Raw genomic sequence first — 14,579 nt, forward strand, 5'->3', positions numbered from 1 at the left:
GCGTACGGGATCCGAGGGAGGGTGGAACGAGGGGGGGTTGGGCGGAAGTCGTCAGCGGGCCGCGCTGCTCATACGGGAGCGGGGCGCGAGGCCAGGGTCTGCAGCTCGCGGCGCAGCCGGGCGGCGCCCGCGGTGGGGCTGGCGTCGCCGGTGAACACGGTGGTCACCACGTCGCCCACCACGGTCTGCATGGTGCCTCCCGCGCCGCCGTACCAGGCGGCCGGGTCGTAGACGGCTCCGTCGGCGGCATCGGCGTAGTGCGACTGCGGGACGAGTTCTTTGTACGCGCGTGAACGCTGCGTCGGCAGCCAGGCCGGCACATGGCCGCCCTCCGCCCACAGCTTGCTGGAGTGCAGCATCGACGCGGCGAACCCCAGGGACAGATCGAGGCGTTGGGCCTTCGCGGAGGGGGCCTTGGGCAGCACCAGGGCGTGCGAGTCGGCGGCGCAGGCGTAGGGCGCGTCCTTGAAGATGCGCGGCAGGGGCCGCATGTCGAACTTCACCTTCGCCGACTGGACCGCGAGCGCCTGCCATACCCCGTCCATCAAGAATCCGGCCTTGCCGGTGGTCAGCAGCGTGATGGCGCCCTTGCCGTCGGTGTTGGCGGGGATCACCTTCTCCTCGCTGAGGCGGCGGATGTAGGCCAGCGCCTCGGCCGCGGCGGCCGTGTCGATGACCACCCGCTTGCCCTGGTCGGCGACGAGGTCGCCGCCGCCGATCTGCCGGTAGAGCGACCAGAAGATGCGGAACTGCATCGAGGCGTCCTTCACCGAGGCGATCGAACCTCCCCAGGCGCCGGTGACCTCCTTCGCCGCACGCAGCGCGTCGATGAACGCGTCGGGCCCGTCGACGTCCGCCAACTGGCCCTTGCCGTCGAGCAGTCCGGCCTTCTTGGCGATGTCCGTGCGGAAGTAGAGCACGAAGGGGTGCGTGTCCAGCGGTATGGCGTGCGGCTTGCCGTTGAACTGGGACTTGCGCCAGGGCCGCGCGTCGAACTTGTCCTCGGTCAGGCCGTGCCGGGCCAGGTCCTCGGGGTGCAGCTCGCTGAGCAGGCCGGCCTCGGCGAGGGTGGGCAGCTTCGACAGGTGGATCACCGCGGCCTGCGGGGGCCGGTCGCCGAGCGTGGCCAGGGTGAGCTTGGTGTAGTACGGGTTGCCCCACAGGAACGTCGCCGACTTCAGGTCGATCGAGCGGTGCGAGGACCGGTAGGCGTCCTGCATCGCCAGCATCCGCTCGCCGTCGCCGCCGGTGAACGGGTTCCAGAAGTTCAGCCGCGACGGCGAGGGCGCGCCGCCGGTGAACCCCTGCGCCAGGGTGCTGCCGCAGCCTGCGGCAGTGAGCGCGGCGGCGCCGGTCGCACCGATCGCGAGCCCGGTGCGCAGCACACGGCGGCGGGACGGGGCGGGCGGCGACGGGGTCGGTATGCGGTCCCGCATGGGCATGCGTCCTTCCACGGCGAACAAGGAGAACAAGACGGACTGACGAACTGGACGAACAAGACTGCTACGAAATGCAACGTTGGAATGTCGCTGCGACGACAACCAAACCTCTGGTTGCCCGCTGTGTTTACAACGTTGTACTCAGCTGGCAATACGGCGTCAACACCTAGGGACGCATTACCTGTTCACGTACTCGACGGATCCACACCGGCCCCATCCGATTACAACGTTGAACCATGACGTACGCTGCTGCTGTCGGGGGAGGGAGAAACACCGTGGCAGGCACCCGTCTGAAGGACGTAGCGGAGCGCGCCGGGGTATCGATCAAGACGGTGTCGAACGTCGTGCGCGGCGAGACCAGAGTCGCCGACCGGACACGCGAACGCGTCCTGCGCGCCATCGCGGACCTCGACTATCAACCCAACGCATCGGCACGCCACTTGCGCACCGGCCGCAGCGGCATCATCGCGCTCGCCGTCCCCGAACTCGTCGCTCCGTATTTCGCCGAACTGGCCGCCGAGGTCATCGCGGCCGCGAAGAAGCGCGGCTGCACCGTGCTCATCGAGGACACCGGCGGCAGCGCGGACGAGGAACTGCGCATCGCCTGCGGACTCAGCGACCCGCTCATCGACGGCGTCCTGCTCAGCCCGCTCCGGCTCGACGAGCAGGTCCTCGCCGCCCGCGAACGCCGCGTACCGCTGGTGCTCCTGGGCGAGCAGTCGTACGAGATCCCGGCCGACCACGTCCTGATCGACAACTCGGCGGCCGCGCGCGAGGCCACCGACCACCTCCTGTCCCTCGGCAGGCGCCGCGTCGCCGTCATCGGTCAGCCCTCGGGCCCCGCCCATGCCACGACGGTCCAGCGCATGCACGGCTACCTGACCGCGCTGCATGCGGCGGGCGTCCCGCACGATCCTCAACTGGCCCCGGACACCCGGGCTTTCACCCGAGCCGAGGGGGCCACCGCGATGCGTGCGCTCCTGACGCTGGATGACCCGCCGGACGCCGTGTTCTGCTTCAACGACCTGCTGGCATCAGGAGCGCTGCGGGTGGCGCACGAGCACGGCCTGCGCGTCCCGCACGACCTGGCCGTCGTCGGCTTCGACGACGTCGAGGAGTCCCGCTACGGCGTGCCGAGCCTGACCACCGTCGCCCCGGACAAGCGGGGCATCGCGGAACTGGCCGTCGACGCGCTGCTGCGCAGGATCGACGCCGGTGCGATGGCACCGCCCACACGGCTGACCGCGGGGTACGGGCTGACGGTGCGGGAGAGCACGCGCGCGACCGGCTGAAACGGCCGAAGGGACGCCCAGGTGGTCGGCGAGCCCTCGGGGCGGTCGCCCCCCCCGACGGAGGCTGACGCCTCGCACCGCCCGTCTCACCCACGAACCCACAGCGCACAGCGCACGATCCATTTTTAAGTCAGTTGATTGACTTATGAAAGGGCGTGCGTTTGACTTCTGGTGCCAGCACGCACTGCCGAACCGTGGAGGCCGCACGTGGCCGGACGCCAGGAGACCAAGCCGCTCACCCGCCTGCGCGCCGAACGCGTGGCGGAGACCCGCGGGGCGATCATGTCGGCCGCGGAGCGGCTCTTCGCCGAGCAGGGCCTGTCCGCCGTGTCGAACCGCCAGATCGGCGAGGCGGCGGGGCAGGGCAATGTCACCGCCGTCAGCTACCACTTCGCCTCGAGGGCTGTTCTGGTGCGCGCCATCATGGCCAGGCACGGCGAGGCAACCGACCTCATCCGGAAGCGGTATCTGGAGGAGATCGGCGACAGCGAGGACATCCGGGACTGGGTGGACTGCCTGGTGCGCCCGGGTCCGGAGTATCTGGACTCGCTCGGCGTTCCTTCCTGGCACGCCCGCTGCGCGGTTCAGGTCATGACCGACCCTCTGCTGCGCGCGATCGTCACCGACGAGGCGCTCGTCAGGCCGTATCTGCAAAAGACCCTGGACGGCCTCGGACGATGCCTTCACATGCTGTCGGCGCAAGTGCGCGCGGAGCGCGCTGCGATGGCCCGTGACCTGCTGACCCATGCCTGCGCGGAACGAGAACGCGCCCTGGCCGACGGCAGAGTGCCGCTGCACGACTCCTGGCGGCGCACGGCCGATTCACTCTGCGACGCGCTCGTCGGCCTGCTCACCGCGCCCGTCACCTCCCCCCGCACCCCCCACAACCATCTGGAGGACACCGGACCATGAAGATCACCGTCGAAGAGGACAAGTGCTGCGGTGCCGGAAGCTGCGTACTGATAGCCCCTGAGGTGTTCGACCAGCGGGACGACGACGGCATCGTGGTACTGCTCAGCACCGAACCGCCCGAGGACCAGCACGCGGCCGTCAGGGAATCAGCCGGTGTCTGCCCCACGGCTGCCATCCACCTCAGCGCAGACTCGTGAACGCACCCGGCCACGTCCTGGTGGTCGGCGCCTCCGCCGCCGGTCTCGGTACGGCCGAAGCCCTCCGCCGCCAGGGCTACCAAGGCCGCATCACCATGCTGGGTGCCGAGTCCCGCCTTCCCTACGACCGTCCCCCGCTGTCCAAGCAGGTCCTGTCCGGCGCCTGGGAACCCGAGCGGGCACAACTGCGCAGTCGGGAAGTCCTCGACGCTCTCGACGCCGAGTTCCTGCTCGGCGACGCGGCCGTCGCCCTCGATGTACCGACGCGCACGGTCCGTACGGCGTCCGGGAGCGCTCTGAGCGCCGATGCCGTCGTCGTGGCCACGGGCCTGCAGGCCCGTACGCTGCCCGGCCAGGAGGCTCTGCGCGGCGTGCACGTACTGCGCACGCTCGAAGACGCTGTCGCGCTGCGGAACGATCTGCTGGGCGGCTCACGGGTCGTGGTCGCCGGAAACGGCGTTCTCGGTGCGGAGATCGCGGCAACGGCCCGGCAGTTGGGCCGCGACGTCACGCTGGTCGGGCCGCAGCCGGCGCCGATGGCCGGACAGCTCGGGCCCCGGGTGGCCGGTCTGCTGGCGGAGTTGCACACCCGAAACGGCGTCCGTCTCATGAACGGCACGGCGGTCACCGGTCTGACGTCTTCGCGGGGTCGGGTCAACGGTGTGCTGTTGCCGAACCGCGAGACGCTGCCCGCTGACGTCGTCGTGGTCGCCATCGGCTGCACTCCGGCCACCGCCTGGCTGGCCGGGAGTGGCCTGCGCCTTGACGACGGGGTGATGTGTGACGCCAACTGCCGTGCTGCGGAAGGCATTTACGCCGTAGGCGACGTAGCGCGCTGGCACCACGAGACCCTCGGTACTTCACTGCGCCTGGAGAACCGGACGAGCGCGGTCGAACAGACGGCGGTCGTCGCCGCGAACATCCTCGGCGCCTGCCGGACCTACGCGCCCGTCCCCTACTTCTGGACCGACCAGTTCGACACGAAGATCCAGGTCTACGGGACACCGTCCGCCGATGCCACGGTGACGGTCGTGGAGGGCAGCGAGCAGGACCACCGGTTCGCCGCCCGCTACTCGCTGGCGGGACGGCCCACCGCCGTACTCGGCTGGAACATGCCCAAGCAGGCACGCCTGCACCGCCAGGTCCTCGTCGACGCGGACACGCGCGCCACCGTGCCGAGCCGTTGACGGCAGCGGGGCGGGATCACCCCTCACCGAAAGCGGCGGCCCCACCCCACGCCCTCCCTTCCCCGGCGACTTCCCGATCACCACAGAAGGACGAACATGACCAGCGTGCCCCCCACAGACACCGCCCCGGACACCACCCCGGCCGAAATACCCGAATTCCCCCCGGCCCGCTCGGCGGTCTGCCCGTTCGACCCGTCCCCACAGATGCGTGACCTGGCCCAGCGCGGCCCGCTGACGAAGGTCCGCTCCTGGGGCGAAAGCACCCCCTGGGTGGTGACCGACCACGCCGAGCAGAAAGCGCTGCTCGCCGACGCCCGGCTGAGTGCGAAGTTCTCCCACCCCGGCTTCCCCAGCCCTGTCGCCCCTGATCCGGCCCATCAGCACGCGGGCAACGCGACCGACTTGAGCTTCGTCGGCCTCGACGACCCGGAGCACGCGCGGCTGCGCCGCATGGTCAGCGGGGTGTTCACCATCAAACGCGTCGAGGCGATGCGCCCCGTCGTGCAGAAGATGACGGACGCTTTCATCGACCGCATGCTCGACGGGCCGAATCCCGCCGACCTGGTCCAGGCTCTCGCCCTGCCGATCCCCTCCCTGGTGATCTCCGAACTGCTCGGCGTGCCCTACGAGGACCACGCCTTCTTCCAGAGCAACAGCAAGGACATCGTCTCCGCCGTCGCCACCCCCGAGACACGGCAGGCCGCGCACGCCAACCTGGCCCAGTATCTGGATCACCTGGTCTCGGAGAAGCTCACGAGCCCCGGCGACGACCTGCTCTCCCAGCTCGGCGAGCAGATCAAGGCCGGCGAGCTCACCCGCCGCCAGGCCGTCGCGATGGGCGTACTGCTGCTCCTCGGAGGGCACGAGACCACCGCCAACATGATCACTCTGGGCACCCTGCTGCTGCTCCAGCACCCCGACCAGCTCGCCGTCGTCCGCGACACCGACGACCCCAAGGTGATCGCCTTCGCGGTGGAGGAACTGCTGCGGTATCTCTCCATCGTGCACCTGGGCCGGCGCAGGACGGCACTGGAGGACATCGAGATCGCGGGCCGGACCATTCGCGCCGGCGAGGGCGTGATCCTGCTCGGCGAGCTCGCCAACCGGGACCCCTCCGTCTTCCCCGACCCGGACCGCCTCGACATCACCCGCGACGCCCGCCTGCACCAGGCCTTCGGCGCGGGCACCCACCACTGCGTCGGCCAGCCCCTGGCCCGGTTGGAACTGCAGGTCATCTACCCGACCCTGTTCCGGCGCATCCCCACCCTGCAGGTGGCCACGGACCTGAAGGAGATCCCCTTCAAGTACGACGCCGTCATCTACGGCGTGCACCAGCTGCCGGTCACCTGGTGAACGGGCGCCTGCCTCTTCCGCCCACCGGCCGCTCCACCCCATGAACCCTCACCCTCACGCTCACCTTGAGGGTGAGGTGCCACTCGATACGCGTAACGGGTCGGCCCGGCGACCGAGACCTCATCCGCGCTTCTGGAGGTACGCCTCCAGCTCCGCGGCGCCGGTCAGCATCGCCCGCCCGCGGGCGGACAGTCGGCCGTGCCAGTCACCCAGTGCTGCCTCCAGCGGCTCAAGACCACCGGCCGCACGCACCTGGGCGATCAGCGGGGCGATCTGCTCGAGGAGGTAGCCGCCCCGCCTCAGTTGGTGGGCGAGCCGGGCGTCTCGTACGTCGGCCTCGTCGTAGACGCGGTATCCGGTCCGCGGGTCGCGGCGCGGGTTCACGAGACCGGCGCGCTCCCATTTGCGCAGCGTCGCGGGCCGGATTCCGAGCTTCTGCGCCAGCGGCCCGACGAATGTGCCGCCGGGCTCGGATCCCGTGGTGGGCTCGGGCCCCGTGGTGGGCTCCAGGTCGCGAAGGGCGCTCTCCACGGCCTGGAGGGTCCGCCGGTCGTCGAGGAGCTGGGCGTGGCTCTCGTCGATGAGGCGGAACGCCCCGTCCACCGCGCCCTGGTTCACGGCCCGCATGATCGATGTCGCCGTCTGGTGGCCGTGACCGGGCACCAGAGCCAGAAACGCGCACAGCGCCGCCGCGTGCAGCGACGTATAGGTGCGGTAGCCGTGGGAGGTGCGGGCGGCGACCGGCAGGATGCCGGCCTCCTCGTAGTTCCTGATCGCCTGCGTGGACAGACCGTGCCCGCGCGCCAGGTCAACCGGCCTGAGCCGCTCACCGCTTTGAAGGTTTCTCCCCATGGGGCCGATGATATCGCGGCCAAGTTTCAACCGAAGGTTCAACGATACCGTTGAAGGCATGGCTACTGACGTCAAAGACACCGCCCATGCCGTCGAGGCCGCCGCGGTCATGAGGCTGCTCCCGGCCCGGCCCCGGCTGCTCGCCCTGGGCGAGCCCACCCACGGCGAGGACGCCCTGCTCGACCTGCGCAACGAGCTCTTCCGGCAGCTCGTCGAGCAGGAGGACTACCGGACGATCGCGATCGAGAGCGACTGCATGATGGGCCTGGTCGTGGACGACTACGTCACCTCGGGCACCGGCACTCTCGACGAGGTCATGGAGCAGGGCATCAGCCACGGCTGGGGCGCCTCCGCTGCCAACCGCGAGCTCGTGCGCTGGATGCGCGCCCACAACGTCCGCGCCGACAACGACGGCAGGCCCGCGTCCGAACGACTCCGCTTCGCCGGTTTCGACGGCCCACTGGAGATCACCCACGCCGCGAGCCCCCGCCGGGCCATCGCCGCGCTCCACAGCTACCTCGCGGCCCGGGTCGACGCCGACCTGCTCCCCTGTACCGCGGACACACTCGACCGCCTGCTCGGCGCCGACGACCGGTGGACCGATCCCGCCGTGATGATGGACCCGTCCCAGTCCGTGGGGCAGTCGGCCGAGGCCGGTCAACTGCGGCTGCTGGCCGACGATCTGGTGGCACTGCTCGACCAGCAGACGCCGCACCTGCTCGCGACGGCCTCGCGGGAGCACTGGGACCGGGCGCGGCTGTACGGGCGTACCGCCACCGGCCTGTTGCGCTACCACCACTGGATGGCCGACACCTCAACGGCGCGCATGACCCGCCTTGTGGGCACCCGGGACCAGATGATGGCCCACAACCTCCTCGCTCTCGCCGAGCGGGGCCCGGCACTCGTCCACGCCCAGAACGCCCATCTCCAGCGACCCAAGAGCTCGATGCGGATGGGCGGGGTGCCGCTGGAGTGGTGGAGCGCCGGCGCGCTGGTGAGCGCCCGGCTCGGCCAGGAGTACGCCTTCGTGGCCACGGCGCTCGGCACGATCCGGCACCAGGGAGTGGACACTCCACCGCCGGACACCGTCGAAGGACTCCTGTACGCGCTCCCTGAAGACCGCCGCCTCATCGACGCCCCGCGGCTGGCCAGCGCCCTGGCCGACATACCGCCCGCGCCCCGCGTATCCCCCTGGTTCGGCTACGCCCCGCTCCATCCGGGGCACCTGGCGGACATCGACGGCATCGTGTTCGTCAAGGACGTACCGCAGAGCTGACGCTGGCCAGATCCTTGCACTCCCTGGCCATCTGGCCACTCGTCCCCCGCCGGGCCGCGGCGGAGGATCGATGACATGAAGATTCTTTGGGTATTCGCACACCCCGAACCGCAGTCCCTCAACGGCTCCTTGCGTGACGACGGGATACAGGAACTGCGTGACCTCGGGCACGAGGTCCGCGAGTCCGATCTCTACGCCATGGACTGGAAACCCGTGGTGGACTCCGGCGACTTCCACCGCGAAACGGTCGACCGGCTCCTGGTCGGCGCCGAGCAGGAACACGCCTACGGCGCGGCCAAGCTGACGGACGACATCACCGCCGAGCAGGAGAAGATCGCCTGGGCCGATGCGCTGGTGTTCCAGTTCCCGCTGTGGTGGTTCGGGCCGCCCGCCATCCTCAAGGGGTGGTTCGACCGGGTGCTCGTACAGGGCTTCGCCTTCGGGCTCCAGGACCACCGGGGACGAACCCTGCGCTACGGGGACGGCGGACTCGCGGGCAAGCGCGCCATGGTCATCACCACGGTCGGCGCGCGGGAGTCGGGATTCGGGGCGCGCGGGATCCACGGCCAGCTGGACGAGGTGCTTTTCCCGCTGCTGCACGGCACCTTCTGGTACACGGGGATGGACGCACTCCCGCCGTACGTCGTCTACGGCGCCGACCGGCTCGACGAGGCCGGCTACCGCGCCCGCGCAGCCGAACTGCGCGACCGGCTTCGCACGCTGCCGGTCACCGCGCCACTCCCCTACCGTCACGAGCACGACGGCGACTACGACGACGCGCTCGTCCTGCACCCGGAGATCGAGCCGGACCTCACAGGTGTCGCGGCACACCGGTCACGAACAGCAACGCGCTGACACGCCCTTTCAGGGACGAGGAGGTCAGCGGCGCGGCTCCCAGCGGAAGAGCCGGGAGGCCAGGGCCACGGAGACGATGACCCAGCCCAGTGTGGGCAGCAGCAGCGGCAGGGACTCCGCCACGGGAACGCCGCCGTTCCAGGCGTTGAGGGCCAGTTCGGTGGCCGAGCCGCCGGGGAGCAGCCGCTTGAGCAGGGTGAGTTCCTCGGTGCCGGTGATGGCCACCCAGTTCGTGACGGCGATGGCGCCGAGGCTGACCGGCAGCGTGGTCACCTGGGCGTGCTCGGGGGAGTTCGTCAGTCCCGCCGTGGCAAGGCCGAGGCCGAGCATCATGACCACCGTGGAGAGGACCGCCGCCGTCAGAAGGAGCACGTTGTCCGGCTCTCCGGCGACGGCGGCGAGCACCGCGAGGATCACGGTCACTTGGACCAGTGCGAGGACGGTGACCGGGAGCACGAGGCCGGAGAGGATACCGGCGTCGCTCGCCGGGGTGGAGCGCAGCCGCTTGAGGAAGAGGGTCTGACGGCGCGAGGCCAGGGTCGTCACCGTGCTGGCGTACAGCCCGAAGGCGGTCACGGTGAACATCACCACCGCCGCGATGTATCCGAGGCTGCGCAGGTCCGCGAAGGTTTCGTGCTTGTAGACGAAGAACGCGCAGGCCGCTACGGGAATGATGAAGCTGTTGAGCAGAACCAGCCGGTTCCGGAAGATCTGGATGAGCTCGCTCAGAGCGATGGAGAGCATCGTGAAGGTCCTCTTCTTGGGAAGGTCCGGCAGTGGGCTACGCGCTGCCGATGGCGCGGAAGACGTCATCGAGCCGCGTCGGTCCGGCCTGGAGTTCCTCGAGCTCCACCGCTTTGGCGTCCGCCCAGCCGAGCAGGGTGTGGAGGTCCTTCTGCAGGTGGAAGGTCTTGACGACGAACCCCCCGTCCATCTCGCGTGTGGCCTGCAGCGGTGGCTCCGGCGCGGTGGCAGGAAGGGAGAAGCGGATGGCGGCCGGGAGTGTCCGCGTCAGCTCGGCGACGGTCCCCTCCTGGTGAAAGGCGCCCATGTGCATGAGCCCGATGCGATCGGCGCGCTGCTGTGCCTCTTCCAGGTAGTGCGTGGTGAGCACGATGGTGGATCCGTCTTCGCGCAGCTTGTCCACGGCGTCCCACAGAGCGTCCCGGGACTGGATGTCCAGGCCGGTGGTCGGCTCGTCCAGGAAGATCAGCTCGGGGTTCCCGTACACGGCGGTGGCGAAGTCCAGGCGCCGCTTCTCACCGCCGGAGAGCTGGGACACCTGGGTGCCCGCCTTGTGCGTGAGGTCGACGATGCTGAGCACGCGTTCGGCCCTGTCCTCGCGCCGGGAGAGTGTGCCGATGAGCCGGACCGATTCCTTCACCGTCAGGTCCGGGGAGAATCCGCTCTCCTGCAGCATGATGCCCATCCGGTGCCGCACGGCGTGCCGGTCGCGCGGGCTGCGCCCGAAAACCCGCACGGTGCCCGAGGTGGCCGTGCGGTGGCCTTCGATGATCTCCAGGGTCGAGGTCTTCCCGGCCCCGTTCGTGCCCAGAAGCGCGTAGAGCTCCCCCTTGTTCACCTGGAAGGTCAGGTCTTTCACTGCGTGGAAGTCGCCGTAGCTGATGTTCAGGCGTGCGACGTCGATGACTGGTGTCGAGGTCATGCTTCGATTTCAGCCGTCGTGACGCCCGCCCGGCAGGGGCGTGGTGTCACCACCGCGCCATGACATTTCTTAGGGTGCAGGCATGACGCGGTGTCACTGGTGGCGCCCTCTGAGCCGGGGGAATATTGCGGGGCAGACTCTGCTGCCCGACCCCGAACCTGATCCCGAACCCGATCCCGAACCTGATCCCGGAAAGACATCACAAGATGCCCGAGCACGCCCAGACGACGCAGGGACGGCTGCGCGGCATCAACCTCGCCATGATCATCCCGCCGCTCGCTGCCGTGGGGGCGGTTCTGGTGGCGGTCGATGCCAGGTCGTGGTGGGAGGGCGCCCTCCTGACCCTGGGGGTGGTCGCGGCCCTGGTGGTCATCGAGCGATGGACGGCGGGTGACACCTCCCGCGTCGTGCTCCCTTGCCTGATCATCACCGCTGCCGTATGGCTGCTCGGAGTGCTGGTGACCGACAGCCACACGGCGTTCTACGGCATCACGATCGTGGGCCCCTACTTCATCTCCCAGCTGTCCCGCCGCCACCGCGTCCCGGCGACCCTGGCACTGAGCGCGTTCGTCGCCGCGGTGGGCACGGCGAAGCTCCTTGAATCACCGGCCGATGTCGCCGGCGTCCTGATCCGGTACGTCCTCCTCCCCACGGGAATCATGGTGGTGGCAACCGGCCTCATGTTCGCCAACCAACGCTTCTACGAGGTCATCGAGCAGTCACGGGAACACGAGGCGGAGCTGGCCGTCTACCGCGAACGCATCCGTTTCGCCAGCGATCTGCACGACATCCAGGGCCACACACTGCACGTGGTGAAGCTGAAGATCACCCTGGCCGAGAAGCTGCTGCGCAGCGACATCGGACGCGTGGAGGAAGAACTGCGGGAGGTGCGCGCCTTGGTCAGCGACACCATCACCCAGACAAAGGAGCTCGCCTACGCCCAGCGGCGGCTCAATCTGTCCGTGGAGCTCGAGAACGCGAAGAACCTCTTCGAAGCCGCGGGCATCCGCGTGCGCGTCAACCGTGAGACCGACCCCGACGAGAGGGTCAACGGTCTGCTCGGCCAGGTCCTGCGCGAGACGACGACCAACATCCTGCGCCACGCCCAAGCCACGCGGGTGCGGATCACTCTGTCGGAGTCGGGCATCACCATCGTCAACGACGGCGCGCGGGAGGCTCCCCTTCCCGAACTCGGCGGCCTTGCCACGCTCAAGGAACGAGTGGGCGACAGCGGAGGCGAGCTGACGGTGGAGCAGAAGGACGGACGCTTCCTCACGGCTGCGGAGTTCCCCTCCCTCCGCTCGGCGAATCCGCACTCCGCGGCACGAGAGGACGACCGATGATCAGCGTGGTGCTCGCCGACGACGAGGCCCTCCTCCGCAAAGCCCTGGCTGCGCTGCTGCCGCTCGAAGGTGACATCACCGTGCTCGCCGAAGCGCACGACGGCCGATCGGCCGTCGAGGCCACACTGCGGCACCGGCCGGACGTGCTCGTCATCGACCTGGAGATGCCCGGTGTGGACGGACTCGGCGCCGTCGCGGAGATCCGCCGTGCGCAGCCGGACCAGGTGATCCTCATGCTGACCCGCCATGCACGGCCCGGGGTGCTCCGCAAGGCCCTGAAGCTCGGAGTCCAGGGATTCGTCAGCAAGTCGGCGGAACCCGCGCACATCACGACGGTCATCAACACCTTGCACGAGGGCAAGCGCTGGGTCGACCCGGATGTCTCAGCGCTCGCCGTCGTCGACGACTGCCCGCTCACCGACCGGGAGATCGACGTCCTGCGGGTGACCGGCGACGGGTACTCCGTCGCCGATATCGCCACCCGCCTCCGCCTGGCGCAGGGCACCGTACGCAACTACCTCTCGAACGCCATGCAGAAGACCCAGACACGGACCCGGCACGACGCGGCGCGCTACGCGCGTGAGCACGACTGGCTGTAGAGAAGGACGGGGCCTACGGGACAGGACGGGGCCTACGGGACAGAGGGTGCCAGGGGCTGTCTTGGCCGGTGCGAACCGTCCGGCTGCCGACGGCCGGGGGCCGTGGACATCGACGGCGTCCTGGTCAGCGGTGGGTCGCGGATACCGCCGCGTGCGCCTCGGCCCGCAGAGCTTCGGCGTCGGGCTGTTCGCTCGCCCAGGCGACATGGCCGTCGGGGCGGATGAGCACGGCACGCACCGTGGACCAGGCGGGGCGTGGGTCGGGCCGGTGTGCTGTGTGCGTGACGATGTGCGGGGTGGAGGGCGGTGCCGGGGTGCCGGTGAAGTGCAGCAGGACGTGGCGGCCGGTCCGGAGCAGGGTGAAGAGGTCTGTGCTGTCGGTGAGTTCGAGGTTGGGTGCGCGGTGACCGGTCAGGGGGTGATGGTGTGCGGGGCCCGGGTAGGTGACGGCCAGTGCCGAGAGCCGTTCGGCCAGGCTTCGGGAGAACTCGGGCACGGTGGCGATGAGTTGGCTCAGGAGCGCGCGCAGGTCCTGGCCCTCCGCCGAGTAGGCGTTCATCAGCGCCGTCTGGGCGCGGGTGCTGAGCAGCAGGTCGGCGCCGACCGGGTGGCGTTCGGAGTGGTAGCTGTCCAGAAGTCCGGCGGGGGCGGTGCCTGCCACTGTGGCGGCCAGTTTCCAGCCGAGGTTCGTGGCGTCCTGGATGCCGACGTTGAGGCCCACGCCTCCGGCCGGGTAGTGCATGTGCGCCGCGTCGCCCGCGAGGAGGACGCGGCCCCTGCGGTACTCGGCGGCCTGGCGGGTGGCGTTGCCGAACCGGGAGAGCCAGCTCGGGTCACGCATGCCGAAGTCGGTGCCGGCGATGCGGGTCACCTTGGCGCGCAGCCCGTCGAGGGTGAGTTCGCCGGGGTAGCCGGTACCGGTACTGTCCGGGTCACCGCCGACGATCCGGTGGATGCCGCCCGGCAACGGGACGATCATGACGCCGCCGGTCGGGCCCGACACGGCAAGCACCGTTTCCTGTGGCGGGTTGTCCAGGACGACGTCGCCCAGGAAGCCCCAGGTGGTGGCGTCGTTGCCGGGGAAGTCGATGCCCGCCGCTTCGCGCACGGTGCTTCGGGTGCCGTCGCAGCCGACGATGTAGTCGGCGCGCAGTGTGTACGGGCCATCGGGGCCGGTTGCCTCGACGCTCACCCCGTCTTCGTCCTGGGTAAGTCCGGTCACTTGGTGCCCGCGCCGGATCTTGGCTCCGGCCGCATCGGCGTGCTCCTCCAGCAGTTCCTCGGTGCGGGCCTGCGGCAGGGCGAGTGTGAAGGGGTAGGGGGTGTCGAGGACCCCGAAGTCCATCCGGTCGTCAAGGCCGCCGAAGTGGCCGCTGGGGATGCGCCGCCCCTCCGTGAGGAAGGGCTCCAGCGCGCCCCGGGTGGCCAGGGCCTCCAGTGTGCGCGGATGGATGGTGAGGGCCTTGGAGTGGGGATCCCGCTCGCGGCGAGTTTCCAGGACGGTGACGGGTGTCCCGCCCAGCCGCAGTTCGGCGGCCAGCCACAGCCCGGTGGGGCCGCCTCCTGCGATGACTACGTGCTCGTGCTCCATGGCAGCTCCTCAAGACT

The 14,579-nt window shown here is 69.8% G+C and carries 14 protein-coding genes; 9 read left to right on the forward strand and 5 right to left on the reverse strand.

Annotated features, from left to right (window positions below):
• Positions 1-68: 68 nt before the first annotated feature.
• Positions 69-1,436, reverse strand: a complete 1,368-nt coding sequence (locus ACFQ7F_RS26685; protein ID WP_383275010.1) for an extracellular solute-binding protein — start codon at positions 1,434-1,436, stop codon at positions 69-71.
• Between the two features lie 278 nt (positions 1,437-1,714).
• Between ACFQ7F_RS26685 and ACFQ7F_RS26690 the strand changes: the two genes are divergently transcribed.
• The 5 genes from ACFQ7F_RS26690 to ACFQ7F_RS26710 all read left to right on the forward strand — a co-directional run bounded on the left by ACFQ7F_RS26690 (position 1,715) and on the right by ACFQ7F_RS26710 (position 6,380).
• Positions 1,715-2,731, forward strand: a complete 1,017-nt coding sequence (locus ACFQ7F_RS26690; RefSeq protein ID WP_383275013.1) for a LacI family DNA-binding transcriptional regulator — start codon at positions 1,715-1,717, stop codon at positions 2,729-2,731.
• Positions 2,732-3,013: 282 nt separating this feature from the next.
• Entirely contained in the window at positions 3,014-3,643 is a 630-nt protein-coding gene (locus ACFQ7F_RS26695) for a helix-turn-helix domain-containing protein (RefSeq protein ID WP_383275097.1), read from the forward strand.
• On the forward strand, positions 3,640-3,840 hold the full coding sequence (locus ACFQ7F_RS26700; RefSeq protein ID WP_383275017.1) for a ferredoxin: 201 nt from the start codon (positions 3,640-3,642) through the stop codon (positions 3,838-3,840). Before ACFQ7F_RS26695 ends, ACFQ7F_RS26700 begins: the two co-directional genes overlap by 4 nt.
• Positions 3,837-5,027, forward strand: a complete 1,191-nt coding sequence (locus tag ACFQ7F_RS26705; RefSeq protein ID WP_383275020.1) for an NAD(P)/FAD-dependent oxidoreductase — start codon at positions 3,837-3,839, stop codon at positions 5,025-5,027. Before ACFQ7F_RS26700 ends, ACFQ7F_RS26705 begins: the two co-directional genes overlap by 4 nt.
• A 96-nt stretch (positions 5,028-5,123) precedes the next feature.
• Entirely contained in the window at positions 5,124-6,380 is a 1,257-nt protein-coding gene (locus tag ACFQ7F_RS26710; protein WP_383275023.1) for a cytochrome P450, read from the forward strand.
• A 120-nt stretch (positions 6,381-6,500) separates the two neighbouring features.
• On the opposite strand, the gene ACFQ7F_RS26715 is transcribed toward ACFQ7F_RS26710, so the two are convergent.
• Positions 6,501-7,232 (reverse strand): TioE family transcriptional regulator, encoded by a 732-nt coding sequence (locus ACFQ7F_RS26715; RefSeq protein ID WP_383275026.1) that lies wholly within the window; start codon positions 7,230-7,232, stop codon positions 6,501-6,503.
• A gap of 58 nt (positions 7,233-7,290) precedes the next feature.
• Here ACFQ7F_RS26715 and ACFQ7F_RS26720 point away from each other — a divergent pair, with 58 nt between their 5' ends.
• Both ACFQ7F_RS26720 and ACFQ7F_RS26725 read left to right on the forward strand, forming a co-directional pair.
• Positions 7,291-8,508, forward strand: coding sequence for an erythromycin esterase family protein (locus tag ACFQ7F_RS26720; protein ID WP_383275029.1), 1,218 nt, complete (start codon positions 7,291-7,293; stop codon positions 8,506-8,508).
• A gap of 75 nt (positions 8,509-8,583) precedes the next feature.
• Complete coding sequence (locus ACFQ7F_RS26725) at positions 8,584-9,363, forward strand: NAD(P)H-dependent oxidoreductase (protein WP_383275032.1); 780 nt, start codon at positions 8,584-8,586, stop codon at positions 9,361-9,363.
• Positions 9,364-9,387: 24 nt separating this feature from the next.
• On the opposite strand, the gene ACFQ7F_RS26730 is transcribed toward ACFQ7F_RS26725, so the two are convergent.
• Positions 9,388-10,107, reverse strand: coding sequence for an ABC transporter permease (locus ACFQ7F_RS26730; protein ID WP_383275035.1), 720 nt, complete (start codon positions 10,105-10,107; stop codon positions 9,388-9,390).
• Positions 10,108-10,144: 37 nt separating this feature from the next.
• Positions 10,145-11,029 (reverse strand): ABC transporter ATP-binding protein, encoded by an 885-nt coding sequence (locus ACFQ7F_RS26735; protein WP_383275038.1) that lies wholly within the window; start codon positions 11,027-11,029, stop codon positions 10,145-10,147.
• Between the two features lie 206 nt (positions 11,030-11,235).
• Here ACFQ7F_RS26735 and ACFQ7F_RS26740 point away from each other — a divergent pair, with 206 nt between their 5' ends.
• Both ACFQ7F_RS26740 and ACFQ7F_RS26745 read left to right on the forward strand, forming a co-directional pair.
• Entirely contained in the window at positions 11,236-12,372 is a 1,137-nt protein-coding gene (locus ACFQ7F_RS26740; protein WP_383275041.1) for a sensor histidine kinase, read from the forward strand.
• The gene (locus tag ACFQ7F_RS26745) at positions 12,369-12,971 is read left to right on the forward strand and encodes a response regulator (protein WP_383275043.1); all 603 of its coding nucleotides are present in this window, start codon (positions 12,369-12,371) and stop codon (positions 12,969-12,971) included. The genes ACFQ7F_RS26740 and ACFQ7F_RS26745 overlap by 4 nt, the downstream gene beginning before the upstream one ends.
• Positions 12,972-13,095: 124 nt before the next feature.
• Here the strand turns inward: ACFQ7F_RS26745 and ACFQ7F_RS26750 are convergent, their stop codons facing one another.
• On the reverse strand, positions 13,096-14,562 hold the full coding sequence (locus tag ACFQ7F_RS26750) for an FAD-dependent monooxygenase (protein ID WP_383275046.1): 1,467 nt from the start codon (positions 14,560-14,562) through the stop codon (positions 13,096-13,098).
• Between the last annotated feature and the right edge of the window lie 17 nt (positions 14,563-14,579).

Origin of the sequence: Streptomyces sp. NPDC056486, from assembly GCF_042795295.1 — a bacterium.
GTDB lineage: Bacteria > Actinomycetota > Actinomycetes > Streptomycetales > Streptomycetaceae > Streptomyces.